18 protein-coding genes are annotated in these 17,316 nt (G+C 64.5%); 9 read left to right on the plus strand and 9 right to left on the minus strand.

The genetic code is table 11. The annotated features are described in order from the left end of the window. Positions 1-169 precede the first annotated feature (169 nt). Positions 170-1,354, plus strand: coding sequence for an acyltransferase family protein (locus tag JQ616_RS14835; RefSeq protein WP_212015438.1), 1,185 nt, complete (start codon positions 170-172; stop codon positions 1,352-1,354). 181 nt (positions 1,355-1,535) lie between these two features. Beyond that, positions 1,536-1,796: a GlsB/YeaQ/YmgE family stress response membrane protein gene (locus JQ616_RS14840; RefSeq protein ID WP_212015439.1), complete on the plus strand. Its 261-nt coding sequence runs from the start codon at positions 1,536-1,538 to the stop codon at positions 1,794-1,796. A gap of 92 nt (positions 1,797-1,888) precedes the next feature. Here the strand turns inward: JQ616_RS14840 and purL are convergent, their stop codons facing one another. After that, complete coding sequence (purL, locus tag JQ616_RS14845; protein ID WP_212016309.1) at positions 1,889-4,099, minus strand: phosphoribosylformylglycinamidine synthase subunit PurL; 2,211 nt, start codon at positions 4,097-4,099, stop codon at positions 1,889-1,891. A 194-nt stretch (positions 4,100-4,293) separates the two neighbouring features. On the opposite strand from purL, the gene JQ616_RS14850 reads away from it, so the two are divergent. From JQ616_RS14850 to JQ616_RS14860, 3 genes are all read left to right on the plus strand, one after another. Further along, complete coding sequence (locus JQ616_RS14850) at positions 4,294-4,785, plus strand: PaaI family thioesterase (protein ID WP_212015440.1); 492 nt, start codon at positions 4,294-4,296, stop codon at positions 4,783-4,785. Between the two features lie 272 nt (positions 4,786-5,057). After that, positions 5,058-7,286: an alkaline phosphatase family protein gene (locus JQ616_RS14855; protein ID WP_212015441.1), complete on the plus strand. Its 2,229-nt coding sequence runs from the start codon at positions 5,058-5,060 to the stop codon at positions 7,284-7,286. A 248-nt stretch (positions 7,287-7,534) separates the two neighbouring features. Further along, entirely contained in the window at positions 7,535-8,545 is a 1,011-nt protein-coding gene (locus JQ616_RS14860) for a methyltransferase (RefSeq protein WP_212015442.1), read from the plus strand. 135 nt (positions 8,546-8,680) lie between these two features. Here the strand turns inward: JQ616_RS14860 and JQ616_RS14865 are convergent, their stop codons facing one another. Then, a complete protein-coding gene (locus JQ616_RS14865; RefSeq protein ID WP_212015443.1) occupies positions 8,681-9,394 on the minus strand; it encodes a glutathione S-transferase family protein in 714 nt (237 codons plus the stop codon). A gap of 107 nt (positions 9,395-9,501) precedes the next feature. On the opposite strand from JQ616_RS14865, the gene JQ616_RS14870 reads away from it, so the two are divergent. The 3 genes from JQ616_RS14870 (at position 9,502) to JQ616_RS14880 (ending at position 11,333) form a co-directional block, all read left to right on the plus strand. Continuing rightward, positions 9,502-9,876, plus strand: coding sequence for a winged helix-turn-helix transcriptional regulator (locus JQ616_RS14870; RefSeq protein WP_212015445.1), 375 nt, complete (start codon positions 9,502-9,504; stop codon positions 9,874-9,876). Positions 9,877-9,934: 58 nt separating this feature from the next. Continuing rightward, positions 9,935-10,168 carry a putative quinol monooxygenase gene (locus JQ616_RS14875; protein WP_212015447.1) on the plus strand — a complete coding sequence of 78 codons (234 nt, stop codon included), beginning with the start codon at positions 9,935-9,937 and terminating at the stop codon, positions 10,166-10,168. A 187-nt stretch (positions 10,169-10,355) separates the two neighbouring features. Beyond that, positions 10,356-11,333: a DMT family transporter gene (locus JQ616_RS14880; RefSeq protein ID WP_212015449.1), complete on the plus strand. Its 978-nt coding sequence runs from the start codon at positions 10,356-10,358 to the stop codon at positions 11,331-11,333. A 6-nt stretch (positions 11,334-11,339) separates the two neighbouring features. On the opposite strand, the gene JQ616_RS14885 is transcribed toward JQ616_RS14880, so the two are convergent. The 6 genes from JQ616_RS14885 to purC form a co-directional block, all read right to left on the minus strand. Further along, the gene (locus JQ616_RS14885; protein ID WP_212015451.1) at positions 11,340-12,077 is read right to left on the minus strand and encodes a tetratricopeptide repeat protein; all 738 of its coding nucleotides are present in this window, start codon (positions 12,075-12,077) and stop codon (positions 11,340-11,342) included. 201 nt (positions 12,078-12,278) lie between these two features. Beyond that, positions 12,279-13,241, minus strand: coding sequence for a tripartite tricarboxylate transporter substrate-binding protein (locus JQ616_RS14890; protein ID WP_212015452.1), 963 nt, complete (start codon positions 13,239-13,241; stop codon positions 12,279-12,281). 5 nt (positions 13,242-13,246) lie between these two features. After that, the gene (gene purQ, locus JQ616_RS14895) at positions 13,247-13,948 is read right to left on the minus strand and encodes a phosphoribosylformylglycinamidine synthase subunit PurQ (RefSeq protein ID WP_212015453.1); all 702 of its coding nucleotides are present in this window, start codon (positions 13,946-13,948) and stop codon (positions 13,247-13,249) included. 4 nt (positions 13,949-13,952) lie between these two features. Further along, the gene (locus JQ616_RS14900) at positions 13,953-14,477 is read right to left on the minus strand and encodes a hypothetical protein (RefSeq protein ID WP_249136792.1); all 525 of its coding nucleotides are present in this window, start codon (positions 14,475-14,477) and stop codon (positions 13,953-13,955) included. Between the two features lie 70 nt (positions 14,478-14,547). After that, positions 14,548-14,790, minus strand: coding sequence for a phosphoribosylformylglycinamidine synthase subunit PurS (purS, locus tag JQ616_RS14905; RefSeq protein ID WP_029083848.1), 243 nt, complete (start codon positions 14,788-14,790; stop codon positions 14,548-14,550). 15 nt (positions 14,791-14,805) lie between these two features. Next, positions 14,806-15,573 (minus strand): phosphoribosylaminoimidazolesuccinocarboxamide synthase, encoded by a 768-nt coding sequence (gene purC, locus JQ616_RS14910; RefSeq protein WP_016843454.1) that lies wholly within the window; start codon positions 15,571-15,573, stop codon positions 14,806-14,808. Positions 15,574-15,921: 348 nt separating this feature from the next. Here purC and JQ616_RS14915 point away from each other — a divergent pair, with 348 nt between their 5' ends. Continuing rightward, positions 15,922-16,245 (plus strand): DUF1476 domain-containing protein, encoded by a 324-nt coding sequence (locus tag JQ616_RS14915; protein WP_212015454.1) that lies wholly within the window; start codon positions 15,922-15,924, stop codon positions 16,243-16,245. 28 nt (positions 16,246-16,273) lie between these two features. On the opposite strand, the gene JQ616_RS14920 is transcribed toward JQ616_RS14915, so the two are convergent. Further along, entirely contained in the window at positions 16,274-17,218 is a 945-nt protein-coding gene (locus tag JQ616_RS14920) for a LysR family transcriptional regulator (protein WP_212015455.1), read from the minus strand. Positions 17,219-17,316 lie beyond the last annotated feature (98 nt).

Raw genomic sequence — 17,316 nt, forward strand, 5'->3', positions numbered from 1 at the left:
CGCGCGCGCTTTGCGCGTCCGCCGATAACGCCGGCTCCCGAACCCGGTTCCAAAACGAAACAAAAACGCTGAGATGGCCGACCTCGACACCACGGAAACGGGCCGATTTGGCCTTGCTGAATCGAGTTCCCGACTGCAACATCAGGCTGCAGATCCGGCTGGGGGCACCATGAAATCGATTGCTCACGCGGCTCCGGCCGTCGACGTCCAGGCAGCACCGAAGCTCCACAAGCGCAATGTCGCCCTCGACCGCGCACGCACCTTCCTGACGCTGGTCGTGCTGCTGCATCACGCCGTGATCCCCTACACCCATTTCGGGCACACCGACCCGACGTCGTGGATCGGCTTCGACTGCGTGGTGCTCGCCACCGACAGCTTCTTCATGGCGATGTTCTTCTTCCTGTCGGGGCTGTTCGTCTGGCCCGGGCTCGGCAACAAGCCGTGGCTGATCTTCCTGCGCGACCGGCTGCTGCGGCTCGGCCTGCCCTTCGTCGTCTGCGCGGTCACCGTGATCCCGATCGCCTATTACGCGATCGCGCTGCGCTCGACGCCGGATCTGACCTTCTCCGAATTCTGGTGGAAGACCATGACGGCCGGGCCGTGGCCGAGCGGCCCGATCTGGTTCGTCTATGTCCTGATGACCTTCGACCTCACCGCGAGCCTGCTGTACCGGGTGTCGTCGCGTCTGCTCGATCCGATCAACCGTCTGTCGATCAAGGGATTTGAACGTCCCTCGAAGTTCTGGCTGTTCCTGGTCGTGGTCAGTGCCGCCGCCTACCTGCCGATGCTGGTCACCTATGGCCAGAACTACTGGTTCGAGTTCGGACCGTTCTCGGTGCAGGCCAGCCGCGTGCTGCTGTATGCGTGCTATTTCTTCGTTGGTGCGGGCGTCGGGGCGGCAAACTTCGAGAGCGGCGTGCTCAGCGCGCATGGACGGTTGACCGAGCGGCGCTGGTTCTGGACCGGCATCACGCTGATCCCCTACGCGATGATGTGGGTGATGATCTACATCAAGCGAGGGATCATCGGTAACCCGGATCCGCTGCCCGCCTGGTATCTCGCGATCTACGGCAGCTTCTACGTGCTGTTCAGCGCCTCGATCCTGTTCGCGATCCTGGCCTACTTCGTACAATCGAAGGCGCCGGGGCCGACGCTGCTCGACCGCATGCAGAGCGACGCCTACGGCATGTTCCTGGTGCACTATCCGATCGTGCTGTGGCTGCAATACTGGCTGTTCGACATGGAGCTGCCGGCGATCGCAAAGGCCGCGATCGCGTTCTTCGCCACCGTGGCACTGAGCTGGGCCCTCACCACCCTGCTGCGCAAGCTGCCGGGCGCCAAATACGTGCTCTAGCTTCCCTTCGCGGCGGCACTCCCACATCTGCCGCGACAGGCTGATCAATGACAGCGCTCCAAGCGGCAAGGCTGACGGCAGGACCGCGACCGACAAGTTGCGCACAACCTGCCATTGGTCACATGCCACCGGGTGATTCTCGGGTATGCTGGCCGGACTGCTTGACCCTAGGAGTCCTGAGATGAACGACCCTCAAGTTGGATGGATCGCCGCCATCATCGTCGGCGGATTGGCCGGCTGGCTCGCCGAGATGTTCATGAAGTCCGGAACCGGCATCTTCATGAACATCATCCTCGGCATCGTCGGCGCGGCGCTCGCGAACTGGCTGTTGGGTCTGCTCGGCGTGTCGCTCGGCGGAGGATGGCTCAGCTATCTCATTGCCGGCTTCGTCGGTGCCTGCGTCATCATCTTTGCGTGGCGCGCGGTCCGCGGCGCGACCTGACGCGATCCGGCTAGAACAAAAGGAAATAGCGCGATGACGGGTCATCGCGCTATTGAGATTCGCTCGACGTTGCAGCGCCTGATCCCGCCGGATCAGGCGGCCGTGCCGTGCATGTAGTTCGGCAGCCAGTGCTCGAAGGCATTGGACAGGCTTTCGACCGCCACCGGCGCCTCGCCCGCAACCGCAATCGCATCGCCGCCGGTGGTGCCGATCCGTGCGCAGGGCACGCCGGCGCCCTTCATCTTCGCCAGCACGAGGCCTGCGTCGGCGGCCGGCACGGTGACGATGTAGCGGGCCTGATCCTCGCCATACCAATAGGCATGCGGCACGATCGAGGACGGCGCCGCCAGGAGCTGCGCGCCGATGCCGCTTGCGATCGCCATCTCGGCCAGCGCGATCAAAAGCCCGCCGTCGGAGACGTCGTGTACCGCGGTCGCGGTGCCGGCGCGGATCATGCCGCGCACCACGTCGCCATTGCGCTTCTCGGTGGCGAGATCGACCGGCGGCGGAGCGCCCTCCTCGCGGCCACAGACATCGCGCAGATAGACCGACTGGCCGAGCCAGCCTTGCGTATCGCCGACCAACAGGATCGCCTCGCCCGCCGCCTTGAACGCCAGCGTCGCGGACTTGGTGAAGTCGTCGAGCACGCCGACGCCGCCGATCGAGGGCGTCGGCAGGATGCCGCGGCCGTTGGTCTCGTTGTAGAGCGAGACGTTGCCGGACACGACCGGAAAGTCCAGTGCAATGCAGGCTTCCGCAATACCCTTCAGGCAGCCGACGAACTGGCCCATGATCTCGGGCCGCTCAGGGTTGCCGAAATTGAGATTGTCGGTGATCGCGAGCGGCCGGCCGCCGACCGCGGTGATGTTGCGCCAGGCTTCGGCCACCGCCTGCTTGCCGCCCTCGAACGGATCGGCCTCGCAGTAGCGCGGCGTGACGTCGACGGTGAGCGCAAGTCCCTTCGGCCCGTCCTCGACGCGGACCACTGCGGCATCGCCGCCGGGGCGCTGCATCGTATTGCCGAGGATGACGTGGTCGTACTGCTCCCAGACCCAGCGCTTCGAGCACAGTTCGGGGGTGCCGATCAGCTTGGTCAGCGCGTCGGCAATGCCGAGCGGCGGCTTGACGTCCTGGCCGCGGATCACCGGCAGCGCCGCCGAGGCGACGTGCGGACGGTCATAGACCGGCGCCTCGTCACCGAGTTCCTTGATCGGCAGATCGGCCATCACGTCGCCGCCGTGCTTGACGACGAAGCGCTTGGTCGGCGTGGTGTAGCCGACGATCGCGAAATCGAGCCCCCATTTGCGGAAGATCGCCTCGGCCTCTTTCTCCTTCTCGGGCTTGAGCACCATGAGCATGCGCTCCTGGCTCTCCGAGAGCATCATCTCGTAGGCGCTCATGCCGGTCTCGCGGGTCGGCACCGCGTCGAGGTGGAGATCGACGCCGAGATCGCCCTTGGCGCCCATCTCGACCGCCGAGCAGGTCAGGCCGGCCGCACCCATATCCTGGATCGCGACCACGCAATCGGCAGCCATGATCTCGAGGCAGGCTTCCAGCAACAGCTTCTCGGCGAAGGGATCGCCGACCTGCACGGTCGGGCGCTTCTCCTCGGAGGCATCGTCGAACTCGGCCGAGGCCATCGAGGCGCCGTGGATGCCGTCGCGGCCGGTCTTGGAGCCGAGATAGACGATCGGCATGTTCACGCCGGAGGCCGCCGCGTAGAAGATCTTGTCGGCGTCGGCGAGGCCCACCGCCATCGCGTTGACCAGGATGTTGCCGTCGTAGCGGGTGTGGAAACGGACCTGGCCGCCGACCGTCGGCACCCCGAACGAATTGCCGTAGCCGCCGACGCCCGCGACCACGCCGGACACCAGGTGCCGGGTCTTGGGGTGCTCCGGAGCGCCGAAGCTCAGCGCATTCAGGCAGGCGATCGGGCGCGCACCCATGGTGAAGACGTCGCGCAGGATGCCACCGACGCCGGTGGTCGCGCCCTGGTACGGCTCGATGTAGCTCGGATGGTTGTGGCTCTCCATCTTGAAGACCACGGCCTGGCCGTCGCCGATATCGATCACACCGGCATTCTCGCCGGGGCCCTGGATCACCCAGGGGGCCTTGGTCGGCAGGCCGCGGAGATGGATTCGGGACGACTTGTACGAGCAATGCTCATTCCACATCGCCGAGAAGATGCCGAGCTCGGTGAAGGTCGGAACCCGCCCGATCAGCTTGAGGATGCGCTCGTACTCGTCCGGCTTCAGCCCGTGGGCGGCGACGAGTTCGGGGGTGATCTGGGGCTCGTTCTTCAGTTCGTTCTTGGGCGCGGTCATGGGACCCTTAATAGGTAGATCGAACGGGGGCGAAAAGGCCTTTTACGGCCCATTTCCGGCCTGTCCAGAGCTTTGCGGCGGTTGGACGCGGCCCGGGATTCGCTCCCGGGATTTGCACAATGGGGATGGATCGGATTTAAGGACCCGAACCCGATAATTGAAGGCCAAATTTCGTGAACGAGCTCGCCAAGACCGCGCTAGAGACCGCATTCAACCGCCGCCCCGACCTGCACGTCGAAACCGATGGCGAATTCGCCGGCTGGCGAACCTGGACCCGGGACAATTTCGAGAGCCATTCCGGCCCGTTTTACCACCGCATGGACGAGAACGGCCGCATCGCCTGTGCGTTCCGGGTCGCCAAGAAGCACCTCAACGGCGGCGGCAACGTCCACGGCGGCTGCTTCATGACCTTTGCGGATTACTGCCTGTTCGCGCTCGCCGGCTCGGTGCTCCAGGGCCCCGGCGTCACGGTGTCGTTCGCCTCGGAATTCCTCGACGCGGCCCGCGAGGGCGACCTGATCGAATGCTCCGGCGAGGTCACCCGCGCCGGCATGTCGCTGATCTTCGTGCGCGGCATGCTGACCTCGGCCGAGCGGCCGCTGTTCACCTTCTCCGGCACCATCAAGCGGGTGAAGCGCAAGGCGCCGGCGCAGCCAACTGCGTAGAGTTCGCAAGCGACTTCGCATGAAGCGCGAGGTCTGTGGACACGCGCCGTCATCCAGCCGTTACTTCGGCACGGATTGAATCGAACACGCAGCTTTAGCGCGTTTGTGCTCACGCGCGTTCTTCGCGTGAAGCCATGCAAACGCTGGTTGTAACGCAACGACGTGCTGTCGTTGCGTCGTCGCGCATGCGTCACATGCCCGTCAGCCAAGCCTCCGTAGATTGCTGAACAGTTTCCGTTTGTGCATTCGCGCAGCGAAGTTGGGGCAATCTCATGAAATTGAAGACGTTTGTTTCCGTCACGACGGCGATGACGCTTGTCGCATCACTGGCGTGGACTGCCACTCCGGCGCGCGCCGGCGAGGACGGCGACAATGGCGATCGCGGCGCTGGCGAGTCCCGCGGTCACGATCAGGATCACGACCATGACGGCGATCATCACGGCCGCAAGCCGCGCGTGGTGATGATCTCACTCGATGGCGCCAAGCCCGACTTCATTCAGAAATTCATCGAGGAAGGCGTGCTGCCGCGCGACGGCGGCCTCGCCCGGCTCAGCCGGCGCGGCGCGGTGGCGTTGCAGAACGTGACAGCATCACCGTCACTCACCGCGGTCTCGCATATTGCGATCGCGACCGGTTCGACGGCAGTCCATAACGACATCCCCTCCAACACATTCCAGCCGATTGTCGGACCGATCTCGAGCAGCATCAGCGGCTTTGCGGCGCCGATCGGCGGCTACAATGAAAGCCCACTCGGACCGTCGGCAAATCCGACGGCGCAGCCTCTGTGGGTGCAGCTGCGCCAGCAGGGCAAGAAGGTCGTCACCGCGACCTGGCCCGGCGGCGACGGCGCCGACATCTCCATCAACAAGACCGTGGTGCAGCCGGCACAGCCGACCCGAGTGACCGACTTCACGGTGCCGTTCGGCGCGTTCGGCGGCATCGGCGCCCAGGGCTTCACGCTATCGCGCAGCGACTTCACGGCCGATCCCGGCATCGTCGCCGCGTTGCAGGCTGCCGGCCATTTCTCGTTCAGCCCGGTGTTGGTGACCTCCGCACCGATCGAAACGTTCTCGTGCTCGGCGGCGGCGACCGCGACCTGCACCAATGCGGCGACGCTCGACGTCAAATACTCGATCCGCGCCGCCGCGATCGACACCACCAACGACCGCAAGGTGAATTACGACACGCTGGTGTTCTTCGACGAGAACCGCGGTATCACCGCGGGGCCATTCCACGCGCCCTCCACCGGCCCGGCCTACGTCAAGTTCGGTGGCGAGAACGCGCCGTTCTTCTTCGAAGGCAGCGGCGCCAAGGTCGGTGCCGCCTACTTCGTCTCGGCGCTGTCGCCCGATCTTTCAGTCGTGCGCTTCGCCCGCTACGGCGCCAACTACATTCCGCGCAACACGCCTGTCCTCGCCGATGTCGACGACATCAATAACAATATCGGGTTCTGGCGTCCGCAGGCCGACTTCCGCATTCCGGAGCGCCTGAGCCCGGGCTTCACCGGCTTCCCCGACGTCGAGATCGAGACCATGTTCGAGGACATGGTGAAGACCTTCGTGCGCTACCAGGCCAATATCGGCGAGCGCGCGATCAAGACCCATCCCGACGCCGACCTCGTGATGGTCTATATCGAGCAGCCCGACGGCTCCGAGCACCAGTTCTTGCTGACCGATCCGCGCCAGGGCACCAACCCGACCGATCCGAATTCGATCGGCGGCAACCAGGATGCGGCCAAGGTCAAGCGCTACGCCTCCTACATCCGCTTCGCCTACCAGACTGCCGACAAGGCGGTGAAGCAGATCGCCGAGGCCGCGGGCCATGACAGCAACGTCGTCGTGGTGTCGGATCACGGCTTCGCGCCGTTCCATACCTCGGTCAATCTCACCAGCATCTTGCGCAACGCCGGCATCGATACCAGCAAGGTCGGCATCCGCACCTCGGGTCCTGCCGCCGACATCTATGTCAATCTGCAGAACCGCGAGCTCGGCGGCACCGTCGATCTCGCGACCTATCGGGCCCTGGTGGCGCAGATCACCGATGCGGTGAAGAACGCGGTCGATCCCAACGCGCGCTTCAACTACACGCTGAGGGATCAGCGCATCTTCACCGTCGTCGAGACCCGGCCGCTGCAATGCGACGCCGGTACTGGACAATGCATCAGCAAGACCGTCGGCCAGGACTATGGCGACGTGTTCGCACTGATGGCGCCGGGCTACAATTTCGACGGCATCCAGAACCCCGGCGTCGCGCGCCAGGGCGACGCCCCGTTCAATTCGGCAACTACTGCGCTGTCGATGCCGAACTTCTATGGCGCCCACGGTCACGATCCCGAGCTCCCGGTGATGAGCGCGACATTCATCGCCGCGGGCCCGCAGATCCGCCGGGATACCCTGGTGCGGCACATGCGCAACATCGACGTCGCGCCGACCATCATGCGGATTCTCGGCACGACGCCGCATCACGTCGATGGCGAAGTACTGAGCGAGGTGCTGCGCTAGATCTCGCAGGGGAAGTTCAGGCAAATGTCACGCGATGGACGCCGATCGGCGTCCATCGCTCATTTGGTTTCCGCCACTTCGATGCCGATGGCGTTCACCAAGCCGATATGCCAAGATCAAACTTATTCGCCGTTATTTGAAATGACGCCGTGGCGCACCGCTGCCACGATCCCGGCGTTCCAGGCCCGCAACAGGGCAACATGTTCACCCGGCTGCATCAGCCGTGACAACCAATTTGGGACCCAGTCATGAACGCGCCAACTCCAGAACATATCATGCAAATCGGTCTGGGCTTTTGGGCATCCAAAACCCTCCTGAGCGCCGTCGAGCTAGGCGTGTTCAGTACATTGGCCAACGGCCCGGCCGACCTGCCGACGCTTCAAACGAAGCTTGCGTTGCATCAACGATCGGCCCGCGACTTCCTCGATGCGCTGGTGGCGCTCAAATTGCTGGAGCGCGAGAATGGCATCTATCGCAACACGGCCGACACGGACCTGTATCTCGATCGAGCCAAGCCATCCTACATCGGCGGCGTTCTGGAAATGGCCAATGGCCGGCTCTATGGCTTCTGGGGATCGCTCACGGAGGCGCTGCGCAGCGGCGAATTGCAGAACGAAGGCAAGGGCGGAGGAGATAACTTCTTTGCGGCACTGTATGCCGATCCGGGCCGGTTGCGGGGATTTCTGAGCGCGATGAGCGCAATCAGCGCAGGTGCGGCCCACGCAATTGCCGGCAAGTTCCAGTGGAGCGAGTACAAGACGTTCATGGATCTCGGTTCGGCTCAGGGCATGGTGCCCGCCACGCTCGCCCACGCCCATCCGCACCTTACCGGCATCGGCTTCGACCTTCCCGTGGTCAAGCCGGTGTTCGAGGAATTCATCGCTCAGCGCGGAGTGAAGGACCGCGTGCAGTTTCGAGGAGGCAACTTCTTCGAGGACACTCTGCCGAATGTCGACGTCATCATCATGGGTCACATCCTTCACGACTGGGACCTTGCCGGGAAGAAGGCACTGCTCGGCAAGGCATTCGATGCGCTTCCGAAAGGTGGCGCGGTTATTGTTTATGATGCCGTCATCGATGACGATCGTCACGAGAACGCGTTCGGGCTGCTGATGAGCTTGAACATGCTGATCGAAACTGCCGGTGGGTTCGACTACACAGGCGAAGACTGTCAGGCCTGGATGCGCGACGCCGGATTTTCGAGAACCCGGGTCGAGCCGCTCGTCGGCCCGGACTCGATGGTGATCGGCTTCAAGTAGCCGATCGGAGCGCTCTGCCGTCACGGCCGGAGCCTAACAGTGCGAGCGGCAGCTGCGTGTGGCTGTGTCACTAAATTGTAGCGGAAGCCGGAGCCCCGAACGGCGGGACTCCGGCCCGCTCGCGGCCCTTAATCCTCACGCATGCGGCGTGCCGAACCGCTCGATCACCTCGGCAAGCGGAACGTGACCGGCGCAGACGCCGGACCCCGGGCTGCTCTCACCGTTCTCCAGCGCCGTGGCGTAGATCACAGCCGGATCAGCCTCCAGCCGGGCGCGCAGTGCGGCCAACTTTGGCCACCGCTCGCGATCGGCGACGGCGTGGAAATCGAGCCAGCGCGCGACACCGATCAGCAGCCCATCCGCCAATGTCGGGTGCTCGCCGAGCAGGAACGGCGCATCGCCGATCAACTCCTCGAGCCGGTCGTGCCGCTGCGCGACAATGCCCTTCCCCCACTCCCGCAGCACGGACTGCATCGCGGGGTTTGGTGTCTGCATCTCCAGCGCCGCCCACAGCGGACTGAACGCGGCGGTGAAGCCGGTGTTCACGAACGCCATCAGCTGACGCATCCGGTCGGCCTGCGGCGACAGAGGGTCGAAGCTGATGCGGCGCTCGGTATCGCGGACCGCGAGCCAGCTGGCGATCGCCATGTTCTCGGTGAGCACCCTGCCCTGGTCCGTGACGAAGGCCGGCGTCTCATGCCGCGGATTGATCCGGGCGTAGGAGGGATCGCGCATTTCGCCGAGCATGTCGACACGGCACAGGCGGTAGGGCTTGCGCAACCATTCGAGTGCTGCAACGAGCCCCATGGAGCTTCCCAGCGGGAAGCCATAGATGAGGATAGGTTCCATGATGTGGTCTCCGGTGATGTCTGACGATCACGCTGCGCAGCGGAGCCGGACCCTATTCGCCACATCCGTGAAGTAAATTACGCACCTTTTTGTAACCACGAGGCGCCATGAAATCTCTCGTCTCCCGCTGCCCGATCGAAGAGGTCATGCAGCTCCTGAGCGGCCGCTGGCCGACACTTCTGATCTACTATCTGAAGCAGGGCACCAAGCGCTTCAGCGACCTGCGCCGCGACAACCCGACCATCTCGCACAAGATGCTCAGCCTCGAGCTTCGCAAGCTGGAGGACGCCGGCATCGTCGAGCGCACCGAATTCCAGGGATATCCCTTGCGCGTCGAGTACGAGCTCACACCGGCCGGCCATCGGCTGGTGCCACTGATCGATGCCCTCGGCGCATGGTGGGAGGCAACGTCTGAAGCGGACATGCAAGCCAACACCGCCAATGGCGAAAGCGCGGTCGCGAAAGTCTCGCGGCCTGATTGATACTGCTGCACGCACGCGTCGTGTCGAATATGCCGCAGGGCAGAATTGCGAGTAGCCGATGCCGTTTTACTTTTTCGCTCAGTTTCACGCTGCTCCGGGACAGGAACACGCCGTCGAAGCGGCGCTGCGCAAGGTCGCAGCGCCCTCGCTCGCAGAGGCCGGATGCAGGGATTTCCACGTCTTCCGCGGCAGCCGCGACCGTACCCGCTTCGTCATTCACTCGATCTGGGCCGATGAAGCAGCATTCGATTTGCACGCCACGCTGCCGCATACGAATTCCTCGCCACGGTAAACCGGCTTGTCGATCGTCCGCCGGACCTGTGCCGCAGCGAGATGATCGTGTGAGGCGCCGAAGACTCTCCGCTGGCCTCCGCTGCAATCCCGAAGTATCAATGTCCTGGCAGGGAGCCATTCAAGGTGCCGAAGAGCACAGCCAGAGCATGATCCGGAAAAGTGCGCAGCGGTTTTCCGAAATGATCATGCTCAAAAAAAGATCCAACGCGGGTAGCGTGTCGGCTCCCGCGATCACGCCTACTCCATCCACCTCGGCGCCGGGTGCGCGCGGCTGGCGCGATTATGCGCTGCTGCTGGCGCTGGCCTGCTGCTGGAGCTCGACCTATCCGCTGACCAAGATCGGGCTCGGCTCGATCCCGCCGGTCACCTTCATCTCGGCGCGCTCGCTGGTCGCGGCCGCCTTCCTGCTGATCGTGCTGCGGATCCGCGGCATCCGCATCCCGACCGACATCAAGGCCTGGAAGCTGTTCGCCTTCCAGCAGACCATCAACTCCACGATCCCGTTTTTGGTAATCACCTGGGCGCAGCTTTATGTGCCGGCCTCCAACACCGTGGTGCTGGCCTCGACCACGCCGATCTTCGCCTTCCTCATCACCTGGACGATCACGCGCCACGAGCCGGCCTCGCTGCTCAAGCTGGTCGGCGCGATCCTCGGCCTCGCCGGCACCGTCGCGATCATCGGCCTCGGCGCACTCTCAGGCTTCGGCAAGGAGATTGTCGCCGAGATCGCGATCCTGCTCGCCACCATCTCGTTCGCCTGCGCCACGATCTTCGGGCTCAGGCTATCGGACTACGATCCGATGGTGGTCGCGGCGGGTTCGCTGCTGTTCGGCGGCACCCTGCTGCTGCCGGTCGCTCTGATCGTCGACCATCCCTGGACGCTGCACCCGACGCCGCAGGCCCTGGTCGCCACCGTCGTGATGGGCATCTTCTCCAGCGCCTTCGGGTTGATGCTGTTCTACATGTGCCTGACGCGGCTCGGCACGCTCACCACCAACGCGCAGGGCTATCTGCGGATTCCGATCGGCGTCGCGTTGTCGGTGATCCTGCTCGGCGAATCCGTGCCGTCGAACCTGGTGCTCGGCCTTGTGCTGGTCATGGCCGGCGTCGCCGCGATGACGGTGCCGGCCGAGGCGGTGAAGCGCTGGCTGGGAAAATCCTAACCTTTCTCAGGTCGACAACTGCTTCTCAGCGATCGAGAGCCATTCGGCCTGCGCGTCGCGCAGATATTTCGGCGCGCGCCGCATCTGGATCAGCAGCTCGTTGAACACGATGCGCGCCTCGGCGGTGCGGCCGACCAGCTGCAGCAACAGGCCATAGCGCACCCGCGCCTCGGCGCCGGGAAAATACTGCGACACCGCCTGGTATTCTTCCAGCGCCTCGTCGAGCCGGCCGAGTTCGGCGAGCGAACGGGCATAGAGCAGATGTCCCTCGGCGGACTCGAAATCGGGCCAACGCTCGCGCAAGGCATCAAGCGTCGCCAGCGCCTCGGCCGGCTGCTTGCGGGCGAACTGGGCCTGCGCCTTGGCCAACGCATAGGCTGGATCGTCGCCCTGCGGCAGGCCCAACACGTGGTCGTAATGGCCTTCCGCCTCCTCGAAGCGCCCGATAGTGTGGCATTCGGCGGCGAGCGCCGCGCGGTTGGCGATCGTATCCGACGTCGCGAGCTTGTCCGACAATTCGCGATAGCGCTTCTCCGGATCGAGGCGGTTGGCGACGCGCTTGCGTGCCTGCGCGGCCCCCGGCCCGCCCCACCATTCCGGAATGAGTTCGACGACGATGTAAGCGAGTGCGCCGATCAGCGGCACCATCAGGATGATGTAAGCCCAGGGCTGCAAGCGCCCGGTGCGCGAGGCGTGATAGATCAGCGAGATGTCGAGCAGCAGTATGACCAATGCAACAGGCATTCAAGGATCCCAGCGAGCCTGACAGACCACCCAAGTCGCCACCGTCATAACGCGCTCGCCAAGCCGCGACAATCCCAGGTTGTTATTCCGGCATCGCTAGCGTGAAGAGATCGTGAAGCGGCAGCAACTATCCCTGCATTGGTCGCCGCCCGAACGGATCGGGTTCATGATCCGCGTCGCCGCCGGCGCGTCGCGTGGCGGCTATTTCTTGTCGTCCGCGAGCAGCGCGCGGTATTTCGCGACGTCGCGGGTCACCAGCTGCTGCAACACCTCGGGCGCGAGCTCATCGGCATCGGGCGCAACCGTCGACAGATCGACGAAGCGCTTCTTGACCGCTTCGCTCGCGACCGCGGTGCGCGCGGCGGCGTTGAGCTTGGCGATGATCTCGGGCGGGGTGCCCTTCGGCGCGAACAGGCCGTTCCAGCCCTGCGCCTCGAACTCGGGCAGGCCGGCTTCAGCCGAGGTCGGCAAGTCCGGCAGCGAGGCCAGCCGTACGGTCGAGCCGACCACGACCGCCTTCACCAGCTTGTCGTCGATCGCCTGCGACACCGAGGCTGCGGCATCGCAGACGCCGTCGATCTGGCTGCCGATCGCGTCCGTCAGCGCAAGCGCGGCGCCGCGATAGCCGACCAGCTGCACGTCGATCCCTGCGGCATGCACGAAGCTCTTGCAGATCAGGTAGTTCGACGAACCGACGCCGGCGTGGCCGAGATTGACCTTGCCCGGATTCTTCTTCGCGTAGTCGATGAATTCCTTGAGGTCCTTGGCCGGGAAATCCTTGCGCAGCGCGACGATGCCGAAGGTTTTCGCCACCACGGCGATCGGCGCGAAGGAATCAGGCGTGAACGACAGTTTCGGATAGATCGTATAGGTCGCGGCATTGGTGCCGGCGTTGCCGATCGCGATCGTGTAGCCGTCCGGCTCGGCGCGCGCCGCGCGGGTCAGCGCGGTCGAGCCGCCGGCGCCACCGACATTCTCGATGATGATGGTCTGGCCGAGGGCCGCGCTCATCTGGTCGGCGACCGCGCGGGCGATCACGTCGGAGGTGCCGCCGGCCGTGAACGGCACGATCATCGTGATCGGACGCTTCGGGAAGTCCTGCGCGTTAGCTGCTGTCGCGAAGACGAGTGCCGCGGCCGCGGCAAGACACCACCGCCCCAGCATTTCCGTTACGCCGCCTTTTCGAACTGCTGGACCAGGCCTGCGAACAGGCCGCGGCCGTCGGTGCAGCCCATGATCTCTTCGACGTGGTTTTCCGGATGCGGCATCATGCCGAGCACGTTGCCGCGCTCGTTGACGATGCCGGCAATCGAATGCGCGGCGCCGTTGAAGTTCGAGGCTTCGTCGACCACGCCATCGGCAGAGCAGTAACGGTAGAGCACCCGCCCGTCGCCTTCGAGCCGCTTCAGCGTCTCGTCATCGGCTTCGTAATTGCCCTCGCCATGCGCCACCGGCACGCGGATCACCTGGCCGGCATTGTAGCCGCGGGTGAACGGCGTGTCGGAGCGCTCGACCTTCATATGCACGTCGCGGCAGACGAATTTCAGCCCGGCATTGCGCATCAGCACGCCCGGCAGCAGGCCGGACTCGCAGAGGATCTGGAAGCCGTTGCAGACGCCGAGCACGAGCCCGCCTTTGGCTGCGAAGTCGCGCACCGCATCCATCACGGGCGCGCGCGCTGCGATCGCGCCACAGCGCAGGTAGTCGCCATAGGAAAAGCCGCCGGGCACCACCACGAGGTCGGTGCCTTTCGGCAGCGCGGTCTCGGCGTGCCAGACCATCGCGGTCTCATTGCCGGATGCGAGCTTGAGCGCGCGCGCCATGTCGCGCTCGCGGTTGATGCCGGGAAAGACGAGGACGGCTGATTTCATTGCATCACCTGGTTTTGGGCGCCAGAACAAGCATAACTGGGACCGCAAACTTCGCGTAATTGTCGTTGCTGACCTTTTCGTCATGCGCCGAACTGATCAGGCTCGCGGTGCCTTGCGCGCCAAACAGCATGCCGCTGACTTGATATTCGTTTGCGCCGCCGGACGTCACGCTCACGCGCCGGGCCTTGAACATGCGCGGCAACTTGGTGCCCTTGTCGCCATCTACACCGAGAAGCGTGATGCGCTGTCCCGGTGTCCGCTGCTCCAGCGCCTTGATGATCTGCTCCTGCCCCTCGCGGAACTGGTCGAGTGTCATCTGCTTTCCGCCAGTATAGAACCGGTAACTCACCTTGGAGCCCGCGCCGCAGGACGCTTGCGCACAGCGGAACATGTGCACATCGGCGCCGCGGCGTTCATAGCTCCAGCCGCTGACCGTGAATGGCGGCGGCTGCGTCGTGGCGGACGGTGGTGGCGGCGCCGACTGCGCCGAGACACCGCCGATCCCGGCAACGGTCAGCAGCGCAACCAACAACGATCGGACAAGGATACGGTCACGGCCAGGAGAGACGGGAGCGGCTGACATCATTTGGCTCGCCCGGCTAGCTCAGGACCTCGACCCGGTAGTTCTCGATCACGGTATTCGCCAACAGCTTGTCGGCGGCGGCTTTCAGCGCCGCCTCCGCCTTGGCCTTGTCGGTCGCGGCGAGCTCGATGTCGAACACCTTGCCCTGGCGAACGCTGGCGACGCCGTCGACGCCGAGCGATTTCAGCGCGCCCTCGATCGCCTTGCCCTGCGGATCGAGGATGCCCGACTTCAATGTCACAGTCACACGTGCCTTCACGGTCGTCCCTTCAGTCTAGCTCTTCACCAGCACCGGGCCGCTGCCGGCCGGCCGTTCGTTTTCAATCAGGATGCCGAGGCGCTTCGCCACTTCGGTATAGGCCTCGAGCAGGCCACCGAGATCCCGGCGGAAGCGGTCCTTGTCGAGCTTCTCGTTCGACTTGATGTCCCACAGCCGGCAGGAATCCGGCGAGATCTCGTCGGCGACGATGATCCGCATCATCTCGTTCTCGAACAGCCGGCCGCACTCCATCTTGAAGTCGACGAGGCGGATGCCGATGCCGAGGAAGAGGCCGGTGAGGAAGTCGTTGACGCGGATGGCCAGCGCCATGATGTCGTCGATCTCCTGCGGCGTGGCCCAGCCGAAGGCGGTGATGTGCTCTTCCGACACCATGGGGTCGTTGAGCTGGTCGTTCTTGTAATAGAACTCGATGATCGAGCGCGGCAGCTGGGTGCCCTCCTCGATCCCGAGCCGCTGCGACAGCGAGCCGGCGGCGACGTTCCGCACCACCACCTCGAGCGGCACGATCTCGACCTCGCGAATCAGCTGCTCGCGCATGTTGAGGCGGCGGATGAAGTGGGTCGGCACCCCGATGTCGTTGAGGTGCTGAAACAGGTACTCCGAAATCCGGTTGTTGAGGACACCCTTGCCCTCGATCACCTGGTGTTTCTTGGCATTGAACGCGGTCGCGTCATCCTTGAAGTGCTGGATCAGGGTTCCCGGCTCGGGGCCTTCGTAAAGCACCTTGGCCTTGCCTTCATAGATACGGCGTCGACGGCTCATGGGGATGTACCGAGTTTTGTTGAAATCCATGGATTTGGGTGCTCCGGATGACTTGGGTTACGACCCACGACGGAGCTGCCGCGGAGGCCTGGAACCCGAACAATCCACTGGAAACAGAACAAGAACCATGCCTGGTGGCAACCTATCCGATTGAGCCATCCAGCACAATCGATTGTGCCCGCTTCGGGGCACTTATACCGCCCTATCAAAAAGGGCCGATTCCGCCTGTTTTGCCTGCGGCTTAACGGCTCGTTGTCTTGCCGATTCCTCCCTCCTATTTAGGCAGGCATCGGGGCTGCCGCAACGAGCGGATAGCCCGCCATTCAGCAGGGAACTGGAACTTCAGCCATGAACGAATTCAACAAGCGCGAGGAAGGTTTCGAGAAGAAGTTCGCCCTCGACGAGGAGCTGAAGTTCAAGGCGGAGGCGCGCCGGAACAAGCTGCTCGGCCTGTGGGCCGCCGAGAAGCTCGGCATGCCGAGCGATGCCGCCTCCGCCTATGCCAAGGAAGTCGTCGCCGCCGACTTCGAGGAAGCCGGCGACAACGACGTGCTGCACAAGGTGCTGAAGGACCTCACCGCCAAGGACCAGGCCGTCACCGAGCGCGACGTCCGCGCCAAGATGGACGAGCTGCTGGCCGTCGCCGCGGCGCAGGTCAAGGCGGGAACCTGAGTTCCCGCTACCTCGCCCCGATCAGCCTTTACGCGCGCCGGACACCGTTCCGGCGCGACGTGTTTGTGCCCCTCGCTTTGGTGAAGTCGGCGCGGATGATGTCGAGCAGACGGCGCGATGCGGCGCTGAGGAAGCCACCATGCCGCGTCACCGCGACCACCTCGTGACTGGCGGTGAGATTGCCGACGCGGATCGTCGCGAGCGTCGCGGCGCGCAATTCCTCCGCTGCATTGCTCTGCGACAGCAGCGCGATCCCAAGCCCGGCCTCGACCAGCCGCTTCTGCGCCGTCAGGCTGTCGATCGGCGTCCAGGCCACCTCGCCGAGCCCGTGCGTCAGGAACAATGCGAACACGTGCGAGGCGGTGATCTCGCGGCGTCCCGGCACTTCGGGAAAGGCGATCCAGCGCTCATCCCTGAGACCGGCGAGCTTGCCGACCCTGCGTCCGGCCAACCGATGATCCGGCGCGCAGACCACTCCGAGCGGCTCGGCAAACAGCACCTCGCAATCGAGCTCGCTTGAACGGTCGCGGTCGTAGCGCAGCCCGATCGTCGCCTCGCCGCGCCGGATCAGATCGCTGACCTCGGCGCTGGTTGCGGTGCGCAGCGTCAGCGCGACATCCGGATACTGGCGTGCAAAGCGCTTCAGCACTTTCGACAGCCGCTCGCCGGCCAGCGTACCGGTCACCGCCAGCGCCACCGGGCCGGAATTGTCGCGCGAGAGCGCCCGCACCGCATTCTCGGCGTCCTGCGCCGCCGCCACCGCGCGTTCGGCATAAGGCACCATCACCCGTCCGGCATCGCTCAGCCGCGTCTTGCCCGCGATCCGCTCGAACAAGGGCACGCCGAGCTCCTGCTCGAGCAGCGCGATGCGCCGGGAAATCGCCGGCTGCGAACGATGTAGCGCCTTCGCGGCGTTGGAGATCCCGCCGCGCCGGTGCACCACCAGGAACGTGTTGAGCGCGTCGCTGTCCATCTCCGGCCTCATGCAAAAAACTGATGATATCGAGAGAAATAACAAATTTGTCTGATGGCCGAAACCGCCCTATCGCTGGTCTCAGTCGCTTTCCAACC

The organism is Bradyrhizobium tropiciagri (genome assembly GCF_018130545.1).
In the GTDB taxonomy this organism is placed as follows: domain Bacteria; phylum Pseudomonadota; class Alphaproteobacteria; order Rhizobiales; family Xanthobacteraceae; genus Bradyrhizobium; species Bradyrhizobium tropiciagri_A.

Excerpts from the sequence above, each read along its gene's own strand:
- JQ616_RS14865 (WP_212015443.1), bottom strand. The coding sequence starts at position 9,394 with ATGGAACCTATCCTCATCTATGGCTTCCCGCTGGGAAGCTCCATGGGG.
- JQ616_RS14920 (WP_212015455.1), bottom strand. The coding sequence starts at position 17,218 with ATGGACAGCGACGCGCTCAACACGTTCCTGGTGGTGCACCGGCGCGGC.
- purQ (WP_212015453.1), bottom strand. The coding sequence starts at position 13,948 with ATGAAATCAGCCGTCCTCGTCTTTCCCGGCATCAACCGCGAGCGCGAC.
- JQ616_RS14875 (WP_212015447.1), top strand. The coding sequence starts at position 9,935 with ATGCCGTTTTACTTTTTCGCTCAGTTTCACGCTGCTCCGGGACAGGAA.
- JQ616_RS14880 (WP_212015449.1), top strand. The coding sequence starts at position 10,356 with ATGCTCAAAAAAAGATCCAACGCGGGTAGCGTGTCGGCTCCCGCGATC.
- JQ616_RS14840 (WP_212015439.1), top strand. The coding sequence starts at position 1,536 with ATGAACGACCCTCAAGTTGGATGGATCGCCGCCATCATCGTCGGCGGA.
- JQ616_RS14835 (WP_212015438.1), top strand. The coding sequence starts at position 170 with ATGAAATCGATTGCTCACGCGGCTCCGGCCGTCGACGTCCAGGCAGCA.
- purC (WP_016843454.1), bottom strand. The coding sequence starts at position 15,573 with ATGAGCCGTCGACGCCGTATCTATGAAGGCAAGGCCAAGGTGCTTTAC.
- JQ616_RS14860 (WP_212015442.1), top strand. The coding sequence starts at position 7,535 with ATGAACGCGCCAACTCCAGAACATATCATGCAAATCGGTCTGGGCTTT.
- JQ616_RS14855 (WP_212015441.1), top strand. The coding sequence starts at position 5,058 with ATGAAATTGAAGACGTTTGTTTCCGTCACGACGGCGATGACGCTTGTC.
- JQ616_RS14870 (WP_212015445.1), top strand. The coding sequence starts at position 9,502 with ATGAAATCTCTCGTCTCCCGCTGCCCGATCGAAGAGGTCATGCAGCTC.
- JQ616_RS14885 (WP_212015451.1), bottom strand. The coding sequence starts at position 12,077 with ATGCCTGTTGCATTGGTCATACTGCTGCTCGACATCTCGCTGATCTAT.
- JQ616_RS14890 (WP_212015452.1), bottom strand. The coding sequence starts at position 13,241 with ATGCTGGGGCGGTGGTGTCTTGCCGCGGCCGCGGCACTCGTCTTCGCG.
- JQ616_RS14915 (WP_212015454.1), top strand. The coding sequence starts at position 15,922 with ATGAACGAATTCAACAAGCGCGAGGAAGGTTTCGAGAAGAAGTTCGCC.